Here is a 21,665-nt window from a genome sequence, read left to right on the forward strand (position 1 = left end):
TGCCATGCATAAACACAGCTATATTTTCATCACGTTCCTATCGATAATCGGCTTACTGGTCTCTTCATGCCAACAACAGACCGCGCAATCGGATGAACCACAGCAAACGGCGACGCCGAAAGACAGTACCGAGCAGCTTGTGCTGCTGTTGTCGCCTGATCAAATGAAAACAATTGACCTCGACACCACATCGCTGAAACAGACAACGATACGAAAGAACATGCTGCTCATGGGAAAAGTGTCGGTCAGCCCGACTCATCTCACCTCGCTTTCCAGCGTAGTAGGTGGACATATCAAGACCTTGCACATTATACCGGGACAGCGATTCAGTAAGGGCCAGGTATTGGCGACGATTGCTGATATGCAGGTCATACAGTTGCAGCAGGACTACCTGACGGCCAAGGCCGACTGGACCTCCGTCAAAGAAAACTTTGAACGGCAACAAACACTTAACGCGCAGCAGGCAACCAGCGATAAAAACCTGCAACTGGCCCGTGCAGAGTTTCAAAAATTAAATGCAACGGTGCATGCGTTGGAACAGAAATTACGCCTGCTTCATATTGATCCCACTACGCTGCAAGCCGATAACATCCGACAAACCATTCAGATCTATGCTCCTTTCTCGGGCACGGTCAATAAAGTGTTCGTCAATACCGGCCAATATGTGACGCCGACGGATATTATTTGCGAGCTTATTGATCCCCGCGGCTTTATACTCCAGCTCAATACCTTCGAGAAAAATTTACCTGGACTCCAAAACGGTCAAAAAATAGCGGCCTACACCAACGATAACCCAAAAGCCAAAAGTACGGCAACCATCATCAACCGGGTCTCGAGCCTTGACGACGACGGCGCTGGTATTATCTATGCCACGCTTGATCAACCTAACCCCACCTGGGTAACGGGCACCTATGTCAACGCCGATGTTGCCGTCAACAATTACATCGTAAACAGCCTGCCACAACGCAGTGTTGTTTCATTCGAAAACAAGCAATATGTGTTTGTGAAAACGGGTGAATCCTCTTTCCAGTTGCATGCCGTGGACATAGGCGAAAGCAGCGATGGTCGAGTAGAGATACGGAACCCAGCGCAATTAGCCGACATGCCCATTGTCCAGAAAGGTGCTTATGACCTGTTAATGGCGATGAAAAACAAACCTGAAGAATAAAGGTGAGCTTATCCTCTGCTTAAGCTTTTGGCGGAGGATAGGCTGTTCTGGTGTTTACGTCTTACCGACCAACGTATGCAAATAACCTTTGATATCTTAAGCATCAATTACTCAGAAAAACCCTACACATCATTTAAGGAATCAATACCTTGATCTTTTAATTTTTCTAAAGCGGCTTTCATGGCCATCACTTGGTCAGGGGGATGGCCTTTCCAAATGGTTACTTCGCCAACAACGCAAAAAGGCGCTGTAGAGCGGCAGGATTTTGTGGGGTTGCCCGGAAATTTCTTATCCGTAAGGTCCGGATCATCTTCAATATTTCCAAGAGGCTCGACTAAGTATATGCGTTCTCGGCCGTCGCCAAAAGCAAGCTCTGCTCCCCAGATTGCTGCATCCAGCGTAGCCGATAAGAAGATGTATTTTGCCTGTTTCCGGCGACCGTAATTGGAATGAAAGCCAGCTTCAATAAGATCTCCTATACGCAGATCAGCCTTCGTACCGTGAAAATAGGTTTGTGCAAAAGCCGTTGCCCCTTTTTCTGTCTGTTGCAGTTCCGTTCGCTGTTCTTCCATTTCAAAAGTAGTATATGGATAGATTAAGACGACGCGTCTTGCCCGAAGGTCAACAAATTGTTATCCGGATCGAGCAACGAAAACTCTTGCTGGCCCCAAGGTTTTGTTTCTAAATGTCCATTCGGATGAATAGGAATGTTATGCTCTAAAAGCCATTGGTAAAAATCGTCGATATGCTGTGTCCGCAAGTAGATCTGTCCATAGTTTTGCGTTGGATCGAGTTCCGCGAAGGCAAAGAAGTGGATTTCAATATGGTCCTTTTTGATTAACAAATAATCGCCGTAGTCTGCGATTTCGCTGAACCCCAATTGCTGCAGGTAAAAGGCTTTTGTAGCAGTTTTATCGCGCATGGGTAGTTTAGGAATAATAGCTGTCAGCATATCTTTTTGCGTTGGTGAATACAATTGCATTTTGCTAGACCAATTTACGAAAAAAATGAATAGGATGACATTAGTTTTAGAGATCTCAACGAAATGCTCCCATGATTGCTGAGCCCAACGATTGCCCCCGAACACACGCCGATGTCGTTCTACATTGAATAGTCTATATGCAGAGAAAATCCCGTTACTCGGATAATACTCTTTGAAATGAGGGATGCATGCGATCTAAAACATACACCGTATGCGTTTTATCGGGTGCCTAATGTATAAACTCGATCGGCGGTTAACCGAAAGATTGCCGGAATTCCAACGGGCTTTGTTTGGTCTTGATCTTAAAGAGCTTGCTGAAACTCTGCGAATGCTCAAAACCTAATTCGTATGCAATTTCAGAAACTGACAACTCGGTTGTAGACAACTTTTCCTTTGCTTTTTCAATAAGTTTTTCGTGAATGTGTTGCTGTGTGGTTTGCCCTGTTAATTGCTTCAATAACGTTCCCAAATATTTGCTGGAAATATGCAATGTTTCTGCTATGAATTGCACCGTGGGCAACCCCTTCGACAGTAAATCTTCCTTCTCGAAGTAGTCGTCCAAGACGCTTTCCAAACGTTCTAGCACTTTGTGGTTTGTTATTTTTCGGGTGATGAATTGCCGCTCATAAAAGCGTTGCGCATAGGTGAACATCAATTCCAATTGGGCAATAATAACGTCTTGACTAAATTTATCGATATGCGCATGATATTCAGCCTTTATATTTTCAACAATGCTATTTATGAGCATCTCTTCTTTATCAGAGAGAAAAAGTGCTTCATTGGTGGCGTAACCAAAGTATTCGTATTGTTTAATCTTCTTTGCCAAGGCTGTATTCCACAAAAAATCAGGATGAATAAACAGCATCCAACCTTCCAGATTGGGGGGCAATCCTCCCTCCTCGCCGCGCAAGATTTGCCCCGGAGACATAAATGCCATTAACCCTTCATCGAAATCATATTTTTGCTGTCCATAAAGTAAGTTATTGCAACCACGTTTCAATGACACGGTGTAGAAGTCGAAAATCACAGCGTTGATATCCGAATGGTTTTTGAATGTTGAGACATCCACCATACTAATAAGGGGGTGATGTGGCTTTTCAAGGCCTGCTATGCGATGGCCCTCGGTTATCGTTTTTACCCGATATGGAGTTTGCGCTTTCATTTTGAAAAAATAAAGGGATACTTTAATCCAATTAACAGTAGTGGTAAAGCTAAAAATGGGATTTCCAACAACGCCATTTTATAATCGCCTGCTTTCAAGGATAATGCCATAATCAGTACGATGGTAATCGCATGAAGAAGATTGGCGATAAAAAAGGTTTGCGGAAAAAATAAAAGCAAACCTATAATGATAGAAAATACGCCGAAATAGGGCATTACCGTTTTGCTGACGCCAAGATTGGACATCATTCTTAACTGATCTGCATTGGCAGGCTGGAAAGCATCCCAACCGTGTTTGATACTTAAAAATGCAGATACCAACAAGAGCATTATGCTTACAATTTTCATATGTATAGTATTTGTCGTTTAGTTTACAGATGTAATGACTAGATTATCTCCGACGAGTTCGCTACGCCCGGTTATTTTCACGCCTTTTTATGTTCGGTGATCATAGACATTTCATACCTCTATGTATAGCTTGGTTACTGAACCCTTTTAAATCTCATGGTTTTTCCCAATAGCGAGATACCCAGATAACCGCGAAAATGAAGCTCGTCTTCTGTTTTTAGTTTGGCTTGCAAGCTATAGGTATCACCATCAGTAGGATTATACAGTTTACCACCCTTATATTCTCCATTGTCGTATTTTAGGTTTGTGATATTGACAATCCCTTGCCTTGAACGACTTTGCAAAGCCTTACTCGGGTTGTTAAAATCTAGTTTTGGAGTTTTACCATCCGCCTCAAACATATTGGAAGCCCACAGCAATTTACCAAAATATTTCCCGTCAGACTTAAAAATATTAAATTTCAGTTTCACCTCAGCATCCATGCTTTCCCAATTTCCAACAATTTTATCAGCCGGTTGCTGCGCAAAACTTGCGAGCGAAACGAATAGCAACAAGGTGATATAGACGATCTTTCTCATTGTGTATTGCGTTTTAATTTTTTAATTGCTTTGAATTCGCCATGTCCGAAGTTCAATAAAACATTCGGCATAAGCCTGCTGGCAAATTTGATAACGCGGATCATAAACGGTTTCAGCTCTTTCTTATCTTTTAACATCCCGCTGATCGCTATTTTAACCATGTCATCCGCATTCATCATCATGCTCTCGTTGGGTTGCTTTACCCAATCTTCCTGCAATTTGGTTTTTACACCCGGAGGAATCATTTCAAAAACCTTAACCGAAGTATCTTGCAACTGTAAGCGCAAAGACTGGGTGTAAGCTCGTACACCTGCTTTTGTAGCGCTATATATAGGTGCTGCCGAATAGCTCATAAAAGCAATCCCTGACGACACATTGACAATACCGGCAGACTTTTTGGTAAGAAGATGGGGCAGAAATTGATGCACCATTTGAATCGTTCCTGATAGATTAGTAGCCACTTCCCGGTTTATGTTTTCCAGATCCAACGTTTGATACTGTAGATCGATCAAGCGCATCATACCCGCATTGTTAATGACGATGTTTACATCTGGGAATTGCGTTGTCACATCATGAAATAATTGTTTGATGTCTTCCGGATTGCTCACATCACTTTGAAATGTATGCACATTGGGGAACTTTTTTTTAGTTTCATCCAGCGCCTCTATCTTACGCCCTGTGGCGATAACGGTTGCTCCGATCTGTGTTAACTGCTTGACAAACGCTAAACCTAGTCCACTTGTCCCTCCTGTAATAAGGATTGTACTATTTTTTAAATCCATGTTTATGCTTTTTTGATACAACAAAGTTCCCACGAATGTAGGATAAGGATGTATCCAAAAGTCGGATCGTTGTAGTAAAAAGGAATAACTATCGGTTAGTCACTGTAATCACGCTATATTTAAATTCAATTTTTTTAGAATTTTTACAAAGGATTTTATAGCTTTGTCGCAACTAGATTATCATACTATACTACCAAAAAGATGAAACCATTTGCTTTTTTGATCGTACTTTTTTTTGTTATAGGTTGTAAAAAAGGGAGTAATTTGCCGGACGAGGACGCTGGCAAAATAGCAGCAAACGCCTTTTCTTACATCAATCCTCAAGGTACGCCATTTGCAGATTCCATTATTGTATTACCGCCTTCTGGCTACCTCGTCAATAGCAACAATCCACATCAAGTTTTTTCGGGTTCAACATTCGTCAGCAAGCCGTATTGGGAGACCGTATCAGGGAATAAGCTCTATCCGGACAGCGATATTTTTGTGCAATGGAAAGTCAAAGATCTAGCCAGTGAAAAGGTAGTGAAAACAGATACCACGACCGATATACAATTGGATCTCTTTGAAATAGGCAAATATAAGTTAACACAATACCTCTATGCCAATGCAGAAAATAGAAGAAGTGCTATACTCGCCTTGGATTCGGCATCAAAGATCATCGAGGTTGTCAACTCGAGGGAAATAGATTCCATCATGATCGACACCTTGGGTTTTGCCAGTCCATATCTGCATGCAGGATTGGATCCCAATGCGCCTGTTGATGTTTTTGTTTCCATTTATAAAGATCGAGCTGACCTGGAGAATCAACAACCTCCGCTATTCCAATCGGCAAGTTTAAAAGGCATTGCATTCGGAGCAAAGCATTTGAAATTTGAGATTCCGGACCTTAGTTTTAGTCCCAGCTTTATCCGCCGAAGGGATATTAACGAAGGTATTTTATTGCAACTCAATGTGCAACAAGGGGGAAAAACGTACACGCTTTTGGATAACGAACATGGCTACATTGTCCAAACCTTACAGACCGGTTATTTATCAAACGACAACAGTAGTTTACTGGAAGAATTACGTCTAAGATTTCAGTCTACAAGCTTGAGGATTAATACATCATTTACGTTTAAGAACTAGTTGCAAATTACGCTTTGTAAAGAGCTTAAATAAGAAAGTAAATCGTCGCGTAGAAGACTAGCGCTTTCAATCAGTCACCGTTCGCATTCGAGGAAACTACCGCTCAACTCCTGCTGCATTGCTTCCAAAAAAGAAACGAATAATTACGTGTTATGGGAAAAACTTACTTGACAGCGGTAGCCTCTAACTCCACGTTCATTGTTTCATTCAATCCGACTACTTCTAGTAACGTGAGCGATTGCTTCATTTCATGCTTACGGGCGAAATCTTTGAGTAGATCAATACAGGTGGACATAAACTCTTTCGATGAGGTGGAATAGATCGTGAGTCGTACGATATCTTTACAGGCATATCCAGCTTGATTGATCACCGTCTCTAGATTGTTGATTGCCAATTTAAATTGCGTATGCATATCGGCATTACTGGAGGTGCCATCGGGGTTTACGGCGGCTTGGCCCGAAACATACAATGTGCTTTTCACCTCTTTAACCTCAACGGCTTGCACATAGCCAAGCTCATTCTGCCATTCCCAAGGGTTGATTACTGTTTTTACCATAACGTGCTTTTTAAAAGAAGAACAACGGAGTATCACGTTCGTTTCTTGTACACTCACTTTACATCTTTCACACATCGGAAGCCGACATGATTTGTCGTGCTGCTTATTTCCCCTTTACCTCTTGCTCCAGCCTTATAGCGTTCGCAATACTGATCACTACAGAGAAAAGATCCGCCACGCTGGACGCGCTTCACGGCATCGGGCTCTTGGGGATCATATGATAAAGAGGGGCCTTTTGGATTGTTGGTTTGCGCCACATCATAGCTTGGCTGATAGAAATCAGCACACCACTCCCACACATTGCCAGACAGGTCATAAAGCCCGTAGGCATTGGCCGGAAATGATTTTACAGGTGCTGTCGTCTCGTATCCATCTTCCTTACTATTGCCTTCCGGAAATTTCCCTTGAAAAATATTAGCCTGCCAGACACCGTTGTGTTTCAAATCGCTTCCCCAGTAAAACTCCGCGCTGGTATGTTCTCCGCCTTTAGCAGCATATTCCCATTCAGCTTCGGTAGGTAGGCGTTTGCCCGCCCATTGTGCATAGGCTGCTGCGTCTTCGTATGCCACATGCACCACCGGATGATTTTCTCGTCCTACGATGGTACTTTGGGGGCCTTCCGGATGTTGCCAGGAAGCACCTGCAACGTACTGCCACCAAGCAGTGTGATCTTGTAGCCCCCCTACCGGGTTGACGGCCTGAAAAACTGCTGATCCTGGAACAAGAATAGCTGGGTCTACCCCCGGAAAGTCATTCGGATCTAACGGCCGTTCCGCTACGGTGACGTAGCCCGTCTCCTGTACAAAGCGCGCAAATTGCGCGTTCGTAACCTCATGTTCGTCTATCCAGTATGGAGACAGTTCGACACGATGAACCGCAGCGGCATCGTTAAAACGGCTACTTCCCATTTCGAACGTCCCGCCCTCCAACAAAATCATTTTCGCCGGGTCTTTTTCAATAACTGACGTGGGTTGGCTTGCCGCCTGTTTTGATAAAAGGGATCCCCGCGACACCGCGCCTTCCACGCAACAAGAGGGTAACTCCTGTGTGTATGCCAGACCGCATAGTGCGGGGATCACTAATCCAAGTAGACTAGCTTTCCATATAATTGTGTTGTTAGTGTTCATGCTTTGCTGACCATATTTCTTTGACTGTAGGGATGCCTGTTTTTGTCCAGATAGGTCTACCCGCTCGATACAAGATCGTTGTCGGAATTGTTTTGATTGCATATTCTTTGATAATATCTGGATTGACATCAATCTCTACTTTGACCACGCGGATCGCTGGATCATGCTGTTGTAAAGAATCCAAAACCGGTATCACTTTTTTGCAGGGCGGGCAATAGTTAGATCCAAAATTCACGACAACATAGTCGTTGGAGAGCAGCTTGGCACGAAAGGCATCCAAGGATATTCTTTTCGTGTTTGTGTCTGCTACAACCAACGGATAGCCAGATCCCACCCAAGCCGATATGCCGGGAGACAATACATAGAGTGTTTTAAAAGACAACTCGTTCAAACGCTGCGCAAGCCTTTGCGACCGACCGGTCTGAATGGAGTAAATAAACACTGGACTGCTTTTGTCGAGCTGACCAATCTTTTGCTCAAAATCTGCCGCTTGCTGATCGATTTGGATCGCATGTGGCAGGTGAGCTTGATCATACTCTTCTATCGATCGAGCATCGAGCACCTGCGGCGCGCTTTGCGATTGCAGGTGTTTAAAAAAGTCTGTTGCTGTAATTCGGAAATCATTGCCTTGGCCAAATCCGATCTTGGCAACAAGGCTCCATAGTAATACGAGGATCGTTGTTTTCATAGCATTAAAAACCAAAGCCAGGGGTTGTAATTTCTTGTACTTTACTCTTCCTAAAAAGTTGCATATTTGCCGGTTCTTTATCTTCCAGCTGTGCAAAGTCTACCACGCCATTTTGTTTCGCCCACTTGAAGTATGCTTGCGAAAGTTGGGATACAACCGCATGGTTTTGGCGAGCAACATCCGTCGTTTCCGTCGGGTCTTTTTCAAGATCATAAAGCTCCCAGCTGTAGGATGGCCAGGTAGATACCAGTTTCCACTTGCCGATGCGCGCAGCTCGATTACCGGCTCGCTCCCAGAAGAGTCCTTCAGGACGATCTACCGCTTGCGCTGCGCCGGTAAGCACAGGCAACAGGCTTTTGCCCGGAAGCGCATGCGGTGTTACCCCCTGGTACTTCTTCGGATACTTTGCTCTAGCCAACTCGTATAGCGTGGGCGCAAGATCGATAATGTGTCCCGTCCCCTGTACGATCGTATTGGGTTTAATCTTTTCCGGAAACCAAGCGATAAACGGTGTGTTTATACCGCCCTCGTGCAGGTAGTCTTTATAAGCCTTAAAAGGTGTGTTAGAGGCATACGACCAGTTTTTGCTTTGCGACTCGTACGATCCTACGGTTCCAACAGGCCCCGAATTCGCGCGTGCGCCTCCGTGCCACTTTACCAGATCTTCTGCTGGAGCGCCATTGTCCGAAAGGAAAATAATAAGCGTGTTCTCTAGCTGTCCATTTTCCTTTAGCTTTTGTAGAAGAGAGCCTACACTTTGATCGAGACGATCGACCATGGCCGCGAAAATTTCCATCTTTTTTGCCCAAGACTGCCGGCTGTCATAGGATAGTCTATCCCAGTCGTAGAGGTCTTGATCGGGAACCGAAAGTACGGCATCTTGCGTTAGAAGGCCCAGCTGCTTTTGCTTTTGGAAACGCTCTTGCCGAATGGCAAACCATCCCTTATCGTATTTTCCTTTGTATTTAGCGATATCTTCCGGCAGGGCGACCAGCGGCCAGTGTGGCGCCGTGTGGGCTAAGTACAAGAAGAAAGGCTTCTTTTCACCCTTGATTTCATCCAAAAATTGCTCTGCGTGCGCGTTGATGACGTTGGTCGAGTAATAGTCGGAAAGCGGATAGCCTTCTGCATCGGTCTCTACCTGACCAAATCCTGGTGCGCCAGAGTTGGCCCCGCTTTCATTCTTCGGAAAAACTTTATCGAAGCCCCGCTGCCAAGGATAGCTCTGGTCTTTACCCGAGACATGCCATTTGCCCGAAGTCAGCGTGATGTAGCCATTGGCTTTGAGCACCTCCGCAAACGTCAATGATTCTGCATTAATGTAGCCTTGGTAGGCGGGCAGCCCTAAGTCGTTTGAAAAGTAACCTACACCGGCTTTATGTTGGTACTGCCCCGTGATGACCGATGCCCGGGTTGGTGCACAGATGGAATTATTGTAAAATTGTTGAAATCGAATGCCTTCTTTCGCTAAACGATCAAGATTCGGTGTAGCGATTTCGGAGCCATAGGCTCCGAGATCCGAATAGCCTAGGTCATCAGCCAAGATAACCACAATATTTGGGCGCTCTTGTTTCTGGGCGTAAACGGCCATGCTAAGACTGCATATGCCCAATAGTGTTATAAAAGTCTTTTTCATCATTGGAGTTATTTAGATGCGTTTGCGTACTAACGAAGTGAGTTTCTTTGTGGGCGTATACGTTCGTAATTGACGACGCCTGTTTCCCGTGCCCATCCTTCGTAGAGCGCCTCCAGTTCCTGCACTACTTCTGGAAATTGGCTCGCAACATTATTGTTCTCCGCGCGATCTTCGTCAATATTATACAGTTCGATTTTATTGCCCGTTCGGTACAGCGAGACGAGTTTCCATTTCCCGTAGCGTACAGCCCTGTTACCAGCCCGTTCCCAAAACAGGGGCTTTCCTCTGTCTGCTTGATTACTGTTCGTTGTTAGCACCTCGCGCAAGCTTACGCCAGCTAGTGGATTTGTTTGTATATCATGAAGTACTGAGGGGTATTTAGCCTGTGCAAAGTCGTAAAGTGTCGGCGCGATATCAATGATATGGCCGGTACCTTTTTTGATGCTATTAGCCTTCACTTCTTTTGGGTACCATACGATAAACGGAGCGCCGATACCTCCTTCGTATGGATTATCTTTATAGCTACGAAGTGGCGAGTTGCCCGTTTGCGACCAGTTGCTGTTCTGCACCTCGTAAGAGCCTGCTCGTCCCACAGTTTCCGTGTTGCGCTGGGTGTATATTCGGGCACGATCGCCCCCCTGCGCCCCATTGTCAGACAGGAAAATAATAACGGTATTGTCATCCTTTTTTAGCGATTGTAGTGCTCTGCGCAGTTTGCCAATGCTTTGGTCGACGTGGTCTATCATGCCGGCGAATACTTGTTGCCGCCTTTGCCAATACTGCTGCTCGTCGTAAGTAAGCTTGTTCCAAGGTTGTACCACGGTGTCACGACTCGCAATCTGCTGGCCTGCCGGAAACACGCCTTTAGCGATGGCTTGGCGATGCCTATCCGCACGAAGGCTATCCCATCCCTGCTTGTAAACACCGCTGTACTTTTGGATATCTTCCTCTGGCGCCTGTAGCGGCCAATGGGGTGCATTAAATGCGAGATACAGGAAGAAGGGTTTGTTTTCCTTGTCTTGTTCTTGAAGAAATGTGATGGCCTGATCGGTGATTTCGTCGGTCAGGTACCGCCCTTTAGGCAGATAGAATGGCTCGTTATTCCTTAGCAACGGAACCGTAGGGTTATCGTCGTCATTGATCTCGTAGAAGTTTACGGCACCGCCGATAAAGCCGAAAGAGCGTTCAAAGCCACGCTGTGCCGGCCACTGATCCCGATCGTCACCCACATGCCATTTCCCGGATAAGATTGTTGAATAGCCCGCATTCTTAAGAACCTCAGCAAGTGTTAACGACTCTTTATTGAGAAACCCTTGGTAAGCCGGCAAGCCGAGGTTAACATTAAAATAACCGATGCCGGCTTTGTGCGCATATTGGCCGGTGAGCAGGGAAGCGCGCGTTGGCGCACAGATGGAATTGTTGTAAAACTCTTGAAAACGCGTCCCCTCCGCAGCCAGCTGTGTGAGATTAGGAGTTCTGACGTCAAGCCCCCCGAACGGTTCGATATCCGAAAAACCCAGATCATCCACCAATACAAGGATGATATTTGGTCGTTTATCCTGTGCCAGCGTTAGCATACACGCTAACCATAGTGCAATAAAACTTAGTGTCTGTTTCATACGTGTTACATCTTAATAGTTTATCCAGTCCGGATGCTGTTTGAGGTTAGGGTTCAGATTTAGTTCACGCTGCGGTGTCGGGAAGTGCAGGTGCCTTGCCGCCGCCAGCATTTTCTTGGCTGCATGGAGCTTCGCTATGTAGTAGTCTGCTCCTCTGCGCACGAGGTCGAACCACCGTTGATATTCATACACGAACTCTTTGCGCCTTTCTTCGAAAACCAATTCGCGAAATGCATCCTTACCGCTGCCTCCGGCATATAGCGTAGCACCCGAACGGTCTCTCACCCTATTTAATGCTTCGATAGCCGCCGCGGTTGGTGAGGAGGCCAATTCATTCTCTGCCTCAGCATAGATTAATAGCACCTCCGCATATCGAATTATGGAAAGGTTCTTGGAAGACTGACTCTGGTTTCCAACCACGCTTTCATCATAATATTTATTGAATTGCGGTTTGCTCAACGCATAGTATTGCCCATTTACCGGCGATACTTTACCTGTAGTGAACGTTACCGGCAACCTTGTATCCTGCGCTTCATAAGCTTGATAAAGTAAACCTTCCGCGTGCAGGGCATCAGAATAATCGCCATTGATACCCGGAATGTCTGCCGGCGCTGAGCGACCGGCCAGACTGTTGCCTTGGTATCCGCTGTTGCCTTGAAATTGCGCAGAAAAAATATGCTCCTTTCCATTCTTTTTATCCACGGCAAATACATCAACAAATGATTCGAACAGATCGTATCCCTCCTGATCAATAACCTCTTTTGCTTTGTTGCGTGCGAGCTCCCATTTCTGTTGTGTTAGGTATACTTTCGAGAGCAAACTTTTCGCGGCCCCACGCGAGGCACGACCACGATCGCTTTCGCCATATTCCAAATAGTTGGGCAGGTTTTCCGCCTCGATCAAGTCATTTTCAATATGGGTGTATACCTCCTGTTCTGTAGCTTTGGAAACATACAGCTGCTCGCCGCTTAATGACGATACCGGCTCTGTCACCAAGGGCACATCGCCAAACCAACGAACCAGATTAAAGTAATGCAGTGCCCTTAAGAATCTTGCCTCGTTGATGAGGCGTGACTTGATAGCCGGACTGATTTGCCCGTCAGTCATGGCGTCTATGTTTTTGATATTTAGATTGGATGCGTTGATGGCATCATAGCTCTGTTTCCAAAGTTGTTCCATACGATCGTTTGACTCGTCGTGCGTCAAACCACTGATCGCACGCACATGGGCATTACGCGCCCGCGGGCCAGCTTCGTAATCATCCGTTGCCATCTCCACCCCGATCTGGAAAAGCCCGTTGTAAATAGATTGTCCGCTTTCGTAAAGTTTGCGGTACGTACCGGTTACTGCCGACAGAGCCTGGCCCTCATTGAGGTAAAATTGCTCCGATACCAACAGCGCATCCGGATTTTCCTCTAGTTTAGAGCAGGCCAGTAGTGTGCTTAGCGTAAGAAGCCCGATTAAAATTTTGATTTTCATAAATAGTAGCCCTCCTGATTAAAATGTGATTGATGCCCCGACCGAAAATGATTTTGAGGCGGGATATATGCCTTGATCGACTCCGATCTGCACGTTGTTACCTGAAGTAACCTCTGGATCAAAACCGCTATATCCCGTCCACGTGAGCAGATTCTGCCCCACAGCATAAAGCCTCACGTTGGACAATAGGTTCTTGGTCCATTTTTTAGGCAGCGTGTAGCCAAACTGAAGTGACTTAAGGCGTACAAAAGACCCGTCTTCGACGAACTGATCGGAAAATATGGGCGCAGGATCCAGTTTTGCTCGCGGATAGTCTGCTGAAGGATTACTTGCGGTCCAACGCTGTAGCGCATCGATGGATGCATTTTGTTGACCGGTAAACATCTCCAAAGCTTGTCTATTCATGTTTAGAATTTGGTTGCCAACAGAACCCTGTATAAGGAAACTCAGATCAATCCCCTTGTAGTTAAACGTGTTGGTAATGCCGAAGAAGTAATCGGGCTGCGCGTCACCAATAATCGTTCTATCGTTGGCCGTGGTAAACTTGCCATCCCCATCAATATCTTTATACAAACGGTCACCAGCTTTTGGCGTCGCGTTGCCCGTGTAAGCGCCCTTCGTCGCCTCCTCCCCCAGCTGCAGAATACCGTCGGTCACCGTACCATAGAAGGTACCCAGTGGTTTGCCCACTTGGATGATGTAGTTACCCGTGATGTAGGCGTCACCATTCCCGATAGATAGAACCTTATTGCGATTAAAAGACACATTTAGGTCTGTCGACCAAGAAAACTCACCTTCTATATTCCGGCTGCGAAGATTAAATTCCACGCCTTTGTTCTCCACAGAGCCGTAGTTTTGCAGCGAACTCGCATACCCCGATGTCCAGGGAATTTCAACATTTAGGAGCAGATCCGTTGTCTTTTTGTAATACCAATCAAAAGTGAACTGGAATCTATTACGAAAAAACGAAAAGTCTATACCCGCGTCATATTGGTAAGTAGTTTCCCAGCCAAGGTTTTCATTTGGAATACGTTGCGAAGCAAAGCCGGTGGCAATATTCCCTCCAATCAGGTAGTTTAGTGCATACAGCGTGGAGAGCGACTGATATTCTCCGATCTCTAAATTTCCCGTTGTACCAAAGCTGGTGCGCAGTTTAAGATCATCAAGAAACGGCAGGGCTTGCTTGACGAAGGCTTCCTCGCTAGCCCGCCAGGAAAAAGCAAGGGAGGGAAAGTTGCCCCACTTATTGTTTGTTCCAAATCGAGAGCTTCCATCGCGACGGATGCTCGCAGAAGCATAATATCTATTTTTGAAATTGTAATTAACCCTGCTTAAAAACGAGTGAAGCACCCAAGCGTAGGCGCCCGATTGCGGCCGCAGTAATGTCGATCCACTTTGGAGACTATTGTACAGCAATTCGTCGGTGACAAAGTTTTCGGCACCAGCACCAAATATCGCATTACGTGCTTCCTGTTGTGTAAAGCCAAGCAAGACGTTTAGGTTGTGATTATTAAACGATTTGTTGTAAGTCAGGGTATTTTCGTTGAGCCATGAATAATAGTCCAGGTTGCCCAGGTTGGCACGGCCATTATTCACGGAGCCTTCGTATATGTAAGACGGCAGATAGAATTTGTCGTTGCGCGTATTGAGGTCTACGCCCAGCAAGACTTTTAGCTGCAAACCGTCCAGGATATCGTATTGTGCAAAGCCGGTTCCCAACGTTCGTAGTCCGACCTGCTCATTTGTGGTCTCCAATAACGTGGCAATGGGGTTTGCAAATATATTTTCGAACGGATTGCGAAGTGTATAGCTACCATCAGCATCGTAAACCGTAGCTGTAGGCGGCATAATCAATAAAGAATTAACAATCCCGGAGGGTGCGATTTGCGCCTGCGTCCGGTTTATGGAAAGATTGGCTCCTATGGTCAGCCGCTCATAGGGTCTTGCGTCAATGTTGCTCCGAAAACCCAGCCGCTTGAAATCTGTGTTCACGATGACGCCCTCTTGATCAAAATAATTGGCTCCCAAAAAATATTTGATCCGGTCGCCACCGCCCGTTAGCGATAGCTGATGATTACGTATAGGGGCAGTTCTGAAGGCTTCATTCTGCCAATTGGTGCCGTCGCCAAGGGCGTCGATGTCGCTCTGCGACAGGTACTGATACTGCCCGCGGGATGGGTTGGCATCAAATAACACTTCATTCCGCAGTATGGCAAAGTCTTTCGCGCCCAGCACATCGATGGTTTTAAGCACACTTTGTGAACCGATGCTACCATCATATGTCAGTTTAGCGCCGCCCGCGCTGCCTTTTTTTGTCGTAACCAGCACCACACCGTTCGCCCCGCGCGAGCCATAGATAGCAGTTGCCGAGGCGTCTTTTAGCACTTCCATGCTCTCAATATCTGCCGGATTGATACTAGCCAAAGGATTGACCGTGGCTCCCGATCCTACACCTGTATTTTCAGTTTGGTTGTATACCGGGAAGCCGTCGATGACATATAAAGGTTCGTTTCCTCCCTGAATGGAGGCGCCGCCACGTATTCTTATACTGACACCTCCGCCGGGCTGCCCAGATGTGTGTAACCTGCACGCCCGACACACCACCTTTTAGTACTTGGTCCAGCGAGGACACATTTTGCTTCAACAGTTCGCTGGGAAGGGAAGCTACAGACCCCGTGAGATCTTTTCGTTTGATAGCGCCATAGCCAACCACAACAACTTCATCAAGTCCCGAAATCTTCGGATCAAGCGCAATGACGGTTGGTGAGATGGAGATAACAAGTTTTTTTTGTTCATAGCCCAAGTAGGAAACCGTTACAGCAAAAGGCAATTTTTGTCCGGTAACAAACTGGAACTGGCCCTCGGCATCTGTCTTCACGCTATGCGTCACAGCTTCAAGCTGGACAGTAGCGCCTTCGATGGGTTCTTTTGTGTTGGCATCTATGACTTTACCAACCAGTGAAGCATTGATTATGGGAGAGGTTTGCTGCCCCTGTGCAGCGACTGTGCTCAGCAATGACAATAGGAATAGCACGAAGTATCCCCAAACTCCATTTATTTTCATATTTTTGGATGTTTAATAGTGAGTTTTAAAACAAGAGTCCAACGCCAATTGAGACTTGTTTCATTATTAGTCAAATGGGGGGAGTGCAAACTCCCCCTTTTTATTTGTAGAGGGATAGTCTACCTACACATTCGCATTCGGAAGGGGAGCCCGAGATTCCAGTGGAAAGAAAATGTAAGTAGTTTGTCAGTGAGGGTAATGCTGCTGTCCATAAAATGTTAGTCATATCTAGTTTTCAAAAAAAATCTTTTGACGAGCCAAATATAAAACTAAATTTTAAATAAACTACTAAATCTATAGATATTATTATTTTTATGCTTTTTTGAATCCATCACGGGTAAGCCATCGGCCTCTTCAGCTTTGCGACCTCGTGTTAATTAAAATTTTCCCGAAACTGCAGCGGGGTGGTTTTGGTCTTTTGTTTAAACAGCTTATTAAAGCTTTGCGTGTGCTCAAAGCCTAGTTCGTAAGCAATTTCGCTCATTGATAAGTCGGTCGTAGAAAGTTTCTCCTTCGCTTTTTCCACCATCTTCAAGTGTATGTACTGTCGCGCATTTTGCCCAATCAGTGATCGCAACATATCGCTCAAATATCCAGGTGAAATGTTCAATTGTGCTGCTAGAAACTGTACTGTTGGAACACCCTGCTGCAAGGGCTTCCCACTGTTGAAATAATTATCAAGAATAGCTTCTGTTCTTTCGAGGATATCCTTATTTACCCCTTTTCGCGTAATGAATTGACGCTTATAAAAGCGGTTGACGTAACTTAACAACAAATCGATCTGGGCAACGATCACTTCTTGGCTAAACTCGTCTACACGGCTGTTTAATTCCCGCTCCATGATGTTATAAAGCGATTGGATAATTTCCTTTTCCTGTCCCGAAAGGTGCAACGCCTCATTCACTGAATAGCCGAAATAACCATACTGCTTGATCTTTCGTGCTAAGGGATGGCCCATCAAAAAATCAGGATGAATAAGCAAGATATAGGCATGGGTTTCACTGTTGTAATCGGTACTTCCCACCAGCTGGTTCGGAGCTAGAAATAGCATACTTCCCTCATTAAAATCGTAATAGTCGCGACCGTATTTCAGCCGACCCTTATTTTTGGTAATAAAAGTTATTTTATAGAAGTTCAGCACGTCGTAGATCGGTGCCATGGCCGTATTAAAAGGGTTGCTATCATCGAAATGAACCAAGCTTATCAGCGGATGTTGCGGCTTAGGCAGACCAAATGCCTGATGGGTTTCCGATATAGATATAAACCGAACGAGTTTATCTTCGCTATTTTTCATTGTTTAAATGTAAACAAAAAACCTGCGGCACGTGTGGTCCGCAGGTTTTTCTCCGTGTATCAATTACCAAGGAAGATCGTAGCCCGCTCCAGCCGTATTCTCCGGCCCGGTAAAGCTACCTGTCGGCATATCTTCTGCCAAAGCCACACGGATCGGTTCACGCGAGCCCTCTTCCACAGTATCAGTTCCCTGAAAGTTATTAAGCGCTGTGGCCGTGAATCCCGGGCTTACCAGATGAACTTTGACGTTGGTATTTTCCAGTTCATTCGCCAGGGAAAGGAAAACGCCGTTAAGCGCAGTTTTCGAAGCGCCATAAACCGCATCAAATGCTGCGCGATAAGGGTTTTGTGGGTTAGCATTCAACGTTAAGGATCCTAATGCACTGGAAACCGTGACGATACGTGCACTGGTTGATTGATGTAGCAAAGGTAAACAAGCCTGCGTCAGCGCCAGCGTGCCAAAGACGTTCGTGTCCCAAACGGCACGCATCTCGTCGATGGGCGCCACACTCGCACGCTGTGCACCTAATACCTCTTCCATTGTCCGGCCAGCCTTGCCTACATGCGAAATGGCTGCATTATTGACCAACAAGCTGAGGTAACCATATTCTGCTTCGATTAATTTTACCACCGCCTGGATAGAATTTTCATCTGTAATATCAAGCTGAACGGCTTTTGTTTCGCCGCCCATTTCCATCGCAGCGGCCTTTCCTTTCTCCAGACTTCGGGATCCGACATACACAACATAGCCATTGTCTGCCAATGCTTTTGCTATTTGAAATCCTACGCCTGTATTGGCACCAGAAACCAGTGCTACTTTTTTTTCTTTTGTCTCCATCATGATATTCTTTTAAATTTTGATAGACCAAAATTCCGCAATACCGATGGCAGACGTGTAGCCAAATCAAGTTTGTTTGTAGCCAAATTGAGGGTCGGCGAAAATGCAGGGCTCTCCATTAATCGCTGCTGGCATAAGCATTTCTTACCCCGAAATTGTTCAAATTCTCTATAATTCATGAAAAGTTTTCTATAACGATAACAATACTTTATCTTGCAGCCTTTAATTCATAAAGAGACCCATTATTAATTAACTTTACCATTTTTAACATGCGATTTTGTATTTATCCTCTTTTGCTCTTGTTGACTTTTACGAGCGCGAAAGCACAAAACTGTGATTGTACCCAGAACCTGCAATCCATGATTTCCATATTTGAGAAAAACGATGCCGGCTTTCAACATATTATAGATTTAAAGGGGGAGGAAGCCTATATGGCGCATACAAAATCCTATTTGGCTAAAGTGTTAGAAATCTCGGATTATGATGCGTGCCAGGTCGCTCTTGAAGGCTGGCTAAGATTCTTTAGAACTGGCCATCACCGACTCACGAAAACCGATAGTACGCTAAAAAAGCAGGTGTCGGCAGCGATATGGCCTAAGCAATTTGTTGAAGGCGATAACTTGACGCGCATTCTGGCAGACCATGTTGATTCAGAAAACCCAGAAGGAGTCTTGGGCACCTGGAAAAACAAAGACCACCGCATGCTGGTGGTTGAAAAAGATGGTCGATACATTGGAGTCGTTGTCAACGACTCGCTGAGCTGGAAAAAAGGTCAAATAGTGTTTACATCGGATAAGCTTTCAAAAAGCGGAACGGTGTATCGATCTTCCTTCCGCCCAGTTGGCTTAAGTAGATTGGAATTGTTGGATAAGGATATTCTTAGAATCAATGATGATACGTATCGCCGGGAAGGCATCACGCGGCAAATGCGAAAGCATGATGAAGCGTTTTATAGACTGAAAAACTCAGCAGATACCTATGCGGAGCAAAGGGATGACAGCACGGTTTATTTACGAATACCGAGTTTTACGTTTAATAAGAAAGCAATAGACAGCGTACTCAGAGCATTTGATGTAGCCATCCGGTCTACACCGAATCTCCTCATCGATCTTCGCGATTGCCAAGGTGGTCAGGATAACAATTTTTCTAATCTGATGCCTTACCTAGTCAGCGGTGTTACCCGAATCGTCACGGCCGAATTGTTATCCACAAAACTGAACAATCAAATGTGGGACGAGATCGTAAAAAATCCTGATCTTAGTGAAGCGGAAAAAAGCGCCTATAAAAAAATACAGGCCCTATTAAACAATAACTTGGGTAGCTTTGTAAATATATTCGGCAAAGACGTGATCCTAAGCAAGCCGGATAGCATCCTGCACTATCCGAAAAACGTAGGGATCATCATTCATGAAAACAACTTCAGTACAACCGAACAATTTATCCTTGCTGCTGCCCAAAGCCGAAAAGTGAAATTGTTTGGAAGAAAGACCGGTGGTGCGCTGGACGTTTCCAATATGGTAGAAACTCCGTTATCCACCGGTGATTTTGTCTTTGAATATTGCATATCAAGATCGTTGCGCATACCCGAGATGTCCGTAGATGACAAGGGAATCCACCCAGATTTCTATTTGGATAAATCTATAGGGGAAAACAATTGGGTGGATTTTGTAGCTTCCACTTTAAATAGTTGGCTTTAAAAAGCCAAGCTTCTGTCAGCGCTCCCAAAAATTATTGACAAAAACAACGGGAGCATAGCTCCCGTTGTTTTTACAAACCTGCCAACGTTTCTTTGATCGTATCGGCCAACGGCGTGGTTGGGCGTCCCAATAATTTGGAGAGTGCCTTTCCGTCGTCAAATAAGTCGCCTTTAGCAGCGCTAACATCCCATCCTGCGATCGCCTGTGCAAATGTTTCAGGCACACCGAAGGTTTTGAGCACATCAACGTATTCCTGTTCCGGAAGGTCTGCATATGGAATATCCTTATCCTGTTGCTTCGTAAGCTCCGCAGCCAAGTCTGCCAAGGTGTATGAACTATCGCCTGCTAATTCGTAAATCTTACCTTCTTGATTCGGGCTCGTCAGCACGATAGCCGCTGCTTCCGCAAAATCCAAGCGAGAAGCGGAAGAAATTTGTCCATTTCCCGCGCTACCGATAAATGCGCCAGCAGCCAAAGATCCCGAAATAGAGCCGGTATAGTTCTCGGTATACCATCCATTTCGTAAAATGGTATAAGCGATACCCGAATTTTTCAAGGCTTCTTCGGTTGCAAGATGTTCCGGGGCTAAACTTAGCGTAGAACGATCTGCATGGAGCAAGCTGGTGTATACAATATGTTTGACGCCAGCTTCTTTCGCTGCAGCGATAACATGTGCATGTTGTTCCTTGCGCTTGCCAATTTCATTTCCAGAGATCAGCAACAGCTTGTCCACACCGGCAAGCGCCGTAGCCAACCCAGCAGAGGCGTTGTAATCGAAGGCCCTTGCCTCTACGCCGAGGTCAGCCGCCTTTTCTGTATCCCTAACCAAAGCAACGATATCCGCTGCGGATGTTCTTTCTTTTAATTTTTCAATAACTAAGCGGCCTAGCTGACCGGTAGCTCCTGTAATCGCTGTTTTCATGTTTTTATCAATTATGTATTGTGAAAATATATTTTATTATGTAATAAGTTTTGTTACAATTTGTGCTAAAAAAATTTTATCCGAATTGCTGTGAAAAATCTCGCAAGGTCTTTGTTCCCAAAAACTTCTTAAGCAATGCATCGGTTTCAGTAAATAGATCGTCAAGCTTCGTGTTGATCTGCTTGCCAACAGGACACAATGGATTGGTATGTTGGTTTTTTCGTCCTAATACCTCCGTATGGCATACTGCGTCGTATACCGCATCCAGCGCAATATCCTGACTCGGCTTCGCCAGCATGGAGCCTCCCTCCTTCCCCTTTCGACTGATTACTAACCCAGCCTCTTGAAGCACGCTGAGCTCTCTCCTCACTACGACGGAATTTACGTTAATACTTCCAGCAATCCACTCGGAAGTTAACCAAACCTCCGGGTGCTGATCTAGCAGTGTCAAAATATGAATAGCCGTGGCAAAGCGTGTGTTGTTCATTTCGATACAAAGATACGCAGTATTTTTAATGTAACAACTTTTATTACATTAAAAACTCCTGAACTACGTTTTTAGACGCTGAGTTGACAAATGCCCAATACGTTGTTCTCACAAA

21 protein-coding genes are annotated in these 21,665 nt (G+C 45.3%); 3 read left to right on the forward strand and 18 right to left on the reverse strand.

Going from position 1 to position 21,665, the window contains the following annotated elements; genetic code table 11:
* Positions 1-4 precede the first annotated feature (4 nt).
* The gene (locus B0I21_RS15675; protein ID WP_166637879.1) at positions 5-1,168 is read left to right on the forward strand and encodes an efflux RND transporter periplasmic adaptor subunit; all 1,164 of its coding nucleotides are present in this window, start codon (positions 5-7) and stop codon (positions 1,166-1,168) included.
* A 122-nt stretch (positions 1,169-1,290) separates the two neighbouring features.
* Here B0I21_RS15675 and arr read toward each other — a convergent pair whose 3' ends face one another.
* The 6 genes from arr to B0I21_RS15705 form a co-directional block, all read right to left on the reverse strand.
* Entirely contained in the window at positions 1,291-1,740 is a 450-nt protein-coding gene (gene arr, locus B0I21_RS15680) for an NAD(+)--rifampin ADP-ribosyltransferase (RefSeq protein ID WP_133641433.1), read from the reverse strand.
* A 23-nt stretch (positions 1,741-1,763) separates the two neighbouring features.
* Positions 1,764-2,120 (reverse strand): bleomycin resistance protein, encoded by a 357-nt coding sequence (locus B0I21_RS15685; RefSeq protein ID WP_133641577.1) that lies wholly within the window; start codon positions 2,118-2,120, stop codon positions 1,764-1,766.
* A gap of 283 nt (positions 2,121-2,403) precedes the next feature.
* Entirely contained in the window at positions 2,404-3,312 is a 909-nt protein-coding gene (locus B0I21_RS15690; RefSeq protein ID WP_133641434.1) for a helix-turn-helix domain-containing protein, read from the reverse strand.
* Entirely contained in the window at positions 3,309-3,659 is a 351-nt protein-coding gene (locus B0I21_RS15695; protein WP_243836170.1) for a hypothetical protein, read from the reverse strand. The genes B0I21_RS15690 and B0I21_RS15695 overlap by 4 nt, the downstream gene beginning before the upstream one ends.
* Before the next feature lie 134 nt (positions 3,660-3,793).
* Positions 3,794-4,237 (reverse strand): DUF2147 domain-containing protein, encoded by a 444-nt coding sequence (locus B0I21_RS15700; RefSeq protein WP_133641436.1) that lies wholly within the window; start codon positions 4,235-4,237, stop codon positions 3,794-3,796.
* Complete coding sequence (locus tag B0I21_RS15705; protein ID WP_133641437.1) at positions 4,234-5,019, reverse strand: SDR family oxidoreductase; 786 nt, start codon at positions 5,017-5,019, stop codon at positions 4,234-4,236. Before B0I21_RS15705 ends, B0I21_RS15700 begins: the two co-directional genes overlap by 4 nt.
* Before the next feature lie 201 nt (positions 5,020-5,220).
* On the opposite strand from B0I21_RS15705, the gene B0I21_RS15710 reads away from it, so the two are divergent.
* Complete coding sequence (locus B0I21_RS15710) at positions 5,221-6,144, forward strand: hypothetical protein (protein WP_133641438.1); 924 nt, start codon at positions 5,221-5,223, stop codon at positions 6,142-6,144.
* 163 nt (positions 6,145-6,307) lie between these two features.
* Here B0I21_RS15710 and B0I21_RS15715 read toward each other — a convergent pair whose 3' ends face one another.
* From B0I21_RS15715 to B0I21_RS15760, 10 genes are all read right to left on the reverse strand, one after another.
* Positions 6,308-6,700: a RidA family protein gene (locus tag B0I21_RS15715; protein ID WP_133641439.1), complete on the reverse strand. Its 393-nt coding sequence runs from the start codon at positions 6,698-6,700 to the stop codon at positions 6,308-6,310.
* A 53-nt stretch (positions 6,701-6,753) separates the two neighbouring features.
* Positions 6,754-7,827: a formylglycine-generating enzyme family protein gene (locus B0I21_RS15720; RefSeq protein WP_133641440.1), complete on the reverse strand. Its 1,074-nt coding sequence runs from the start codon at positions 7,825-7,827 to the stop codon at positions 6,754-6,756.
* Positions 7,817-8,515, reverse strand: coding sequence for a thioredoxin domain-containing protein (locus B0I21_RS15725; protein WP_133641441.1), 699 nt, complete (start codon positions 8,513-8,515; stop codon positions 7,817-7,819). Before B0I21_RS15725 ends, B0I21_RS15720 begins: the two co-directional genes overlap by 11 nt.
* 4 nt (positions 8,516-8,519) lie before the next feature.
* Positions 8,520-10,151, reverse strand: coding sequence for an arylsulfatase (locus B0I21_RS15730; RefSeq protein ID WP_133641578.1), 1,632 nt, complete (start codon positions 10,149-10,151; stop codon positions 8,520-8,522).
* 29 nt (positions 10,152-10,180) lie between these two features.
* Entirely contained in the window at positions 10,181-11,770 is a 1,590-nt protein-coding gene (locus tag B0I21_RS15735) for an arylsulfatase (protein WP_133641442.1), read from the reverse strand.
* A gap of 12 nt (positions 11,771-11,782) precedes the next feature.
* Positions 11,783-13,249, reverse strand: a complete 1,467-nt coding sequence (locus B0I21_RS15740; protein ID WP_133641443.1) for a RagB/SusD family nutrient uptake outer membrane protein — start codon at positions 13,247-13,249, stop codon at positions 11,783-11,785.
* 18 nt (positions 13,250-13,267) lie between these two features.
* Entirely contained in the window at positions 13,268-15,796 is a 2,529-nt protein-coding gene (locus B0I21_RS15745; RefSeq protein ID WP_243836181.1) for a SusC/RagA family TonB-linked outer membrane protein, read from the reverse strand.
* Entirely contained in the window at positions 15,711-16,313 is a 603-nt protein-coding gene (locus tag B0I21_RS20415) for a carboxypeptidase-like regulatory domain-containing protein (protein ID WP_133641445.1), read from the reverse strand. Before B0I21_RS20415 ends, B0I21_RS15745 begins: the two co-directional genes overlap by 86 nt.
* Before the next feature lie 373 nt (positions 16,314-16,686).
* Positions 16,687-17,607: a helix-turn-helix domain-containing protein gene (locus tag B0I21_RS15755; RefSeq protein ID WP_133641446.1), complete on the reverse strand. Its 921-nt coding sequence runs from the start codon at positions 17,605-17,607 to the stop codon at positions 16,687-16,689.
* Positions 17,608-17,670: 63 nt separating this feature from the next.
* The gene (locus B0I21_RS15760; protein WP_208292366.1) at positions 17,671-18,447 is read right to left on the reverse strand and encodes an SDR family NAD(P)-dependent oxidoreductase; all 777 of its coding nucleotides are present in this window, start codon (positions 18,445-18,447) and stop codon (positions 17,671-17,673) included.
* A 356-nt stretch (positions 18,448-18,803) separates the two neighbouring features.
* Between B0I21_RS15760 and B0I21_RS15765 the strand changes: the two genes are divergently transcribed.
* Positions 18,804-20,141 (forward strand): S41 family peptidase, encoded by a 1,338-nt coding sequence (locus tag B0I21_RS15765; protein WP_166637881.1) that lies wholly within the window; start codon positions 18,804-18,806, stop codon positions 20,139-20,141.
* Positions 20,142-20,211: 70 nt separating this feature from the next.
* Here B0I21_RS15765 and B0I21_RS15770 read toward each other — a convergent pair whose 3' ends face one another.
* Positions 20,212-21,063, reverse strand: coding sequence for an SDR family oxidoreductase (locus tag B0I21_RS15770; RefSeq protein WP_133641448.1), 852 nt, complete (start codon positions 21,061-21,063; stop codon positions 20,212-20,214).
* 76 nt (positions 21,064-21,139) lie between these two features.
* On the reverse strand, positions 21,140-21,550 hold the full coding sequence (locus tag B0I21_RS15775; protein ID WP_133641449.1) for an Rrf2 family transcriptional regulator: 411 nt from the start codon (positions 21,548-21,550) through the stop codon (positions 21,140-21,142).
* Positions 21,551-21,665 lie beyond the last annotated feature (115 nt).

The organism is Sphingobacterium paludis (assembly GCF_004364125.1).
Taxonomy (GTDB): Bacteria; Bacteroidota; Bacteroidia; order Sphingobacteriales; family Sphingobacteriaceae; genus Sphingobacterium; species Sphingobacterium paludis.

Excerpts from the sequence above, each read along its gene's own strand:
- B0I21_RS15675 (WP_166637879.1), top strand. The coding sequence starts at position 5 with ATGCATAAACACAGCTATATTTTCATCACGTTCCTATCGATAATCGGC.
- arr (WP_133641433.1), bottom strand. The coding sequence starts at position 1,740 with ATGGAAGAACAGCGAACGGAACTGCAACAGACAGAAAAAGGGGCAACG.
- B0I21_RS15685 (WP_133641577.1), bottom strand. The coding sequence starts at position 2,120 with ATGCTGACAGCTATTATTCCTAAACTACCCATGCGCGATAAAACTGCT.
- B0I21_RS15690 (WP_133641434.1), bottom strand. The coding sequence starts at position 3,312 with ATGAAAGCGCAAACTCCATATCGGGTAAAAACGATAACCGAGGGCCAT.
- B0I21_RS15695 (WP_243836170.1), bottom strand. The coding sequence starts at position 3,659 with ATGAAAATTGTAAGCATAATGCTCTTGTTGGTATCTGCATTTTTAAGT.
- B0I21_RS15700 (WP_133641436.1), bottom strand. The coding sequence starts at position 4,237 with ATGAGAAAGATCGTCTATATCACCTTGTTGCTATTCGTTTCGCTCGCA.
- B0I21_RS15705 (WP_133641437.1), bottom strand. The coding sequence starts at position 5,019 with ATGGATTTAAAAAATAGTACAATCCTTATTACAGGAGGGACAAGTGGA.
- B0I21_RS15710 (WP_133641438.1), top strand. The coding sequence starts at position 5,221 with ATGAAACCATTTGCTTTTTTGATCGTACTTTTTTTTGTTATAGGTTGT.
- B0I21_RS15715 (WP_133641439.1), bottom strand. The coding sequence starts at position 6,700 with ATGGTAAAAACAGTAATCAACCCTTGGGAATGGCAGAATGAGCTTGGC.
- B0I21_RS15720 (WP_133641440.1), bottom strand. The coding sequence starts at position 7,827 with ATGAACACTAACAACACAATTATATGGAAAGCTAGTCTACTTGGATTA.
- B0I21_RS15725 (WP_133641441.1), bottom strand. The coding sequence starts at position 8,515 with ATGAAAACAACGATCCTCGTATTACTATGGAGCCTTGTTGCCAAGATC.
- B0I21_RS15730 (WP_133641578.1), bottom strand. The coding sequence starts at position 10,151 with ATGAAAAAGACTTTTATAACACTATTGGGCATATGCAGTCTTAGCATG.
- B0I21_RS15735 (WP_133641442.1), bottom strand. The coding sequence starts at position 11,770 with ATGAAACAGACACTAAGTTTTATTGCACTATGGTTAGCGTGTATGCTA.
- B0I21_RS15740 (WP_133641443.1), bottom strand. The coding sequence starts at position 13,249 with ATGAAAATCAAAATTTTAATCGGGCTTCTTACGCTAAGCACACTACTG.
- B0I21_RS20415 (WP_133641445.1), bottom strand. The coding sequence starts at position 16,313 with ATGAAAATAAATGGAGTTTGGGGATACTTCGTGCTATTCCTATTGTCA.
- B0I21_RS15755 (WP_133641446.1), bottom strand. The coding sequence starts at position 17,607 with ATGAAAAATAGCGAAGATAAACTCGTTCGGTTTATATCTATATCGGAA.
- B0I21_RS15760 (WP_208292366.1), bottom strand. The coding sequence starts at position 18,447 with ATGATGGAGACAAAAGAAAAAAAAGTAGCACTGGTTTCTGGTGCCAAT.
- B0I21_RS15765 (WP_166637881.1), top strand. The coding sequence starts at position 18,804 with ATGATTTCCATATTTGAGAAAAACGATGCCGGCTTTCAACATATTATA.
- B0I21_RS15770 (WP_133641448.1), bottom strand. The coding sequence starts at position 21,063 with ATGAAAACAGCGATTACAGGAGCTACCGGTCAGCTAGGCCGCTTAGTT.
- B0I21_RS15775 (WP_133641449.1), bottom strand. The coding sequence starts at position 21,550 with ATGAACAACACACGCTTTGCCACGGCTATTCATATTTTGACACTGCTA.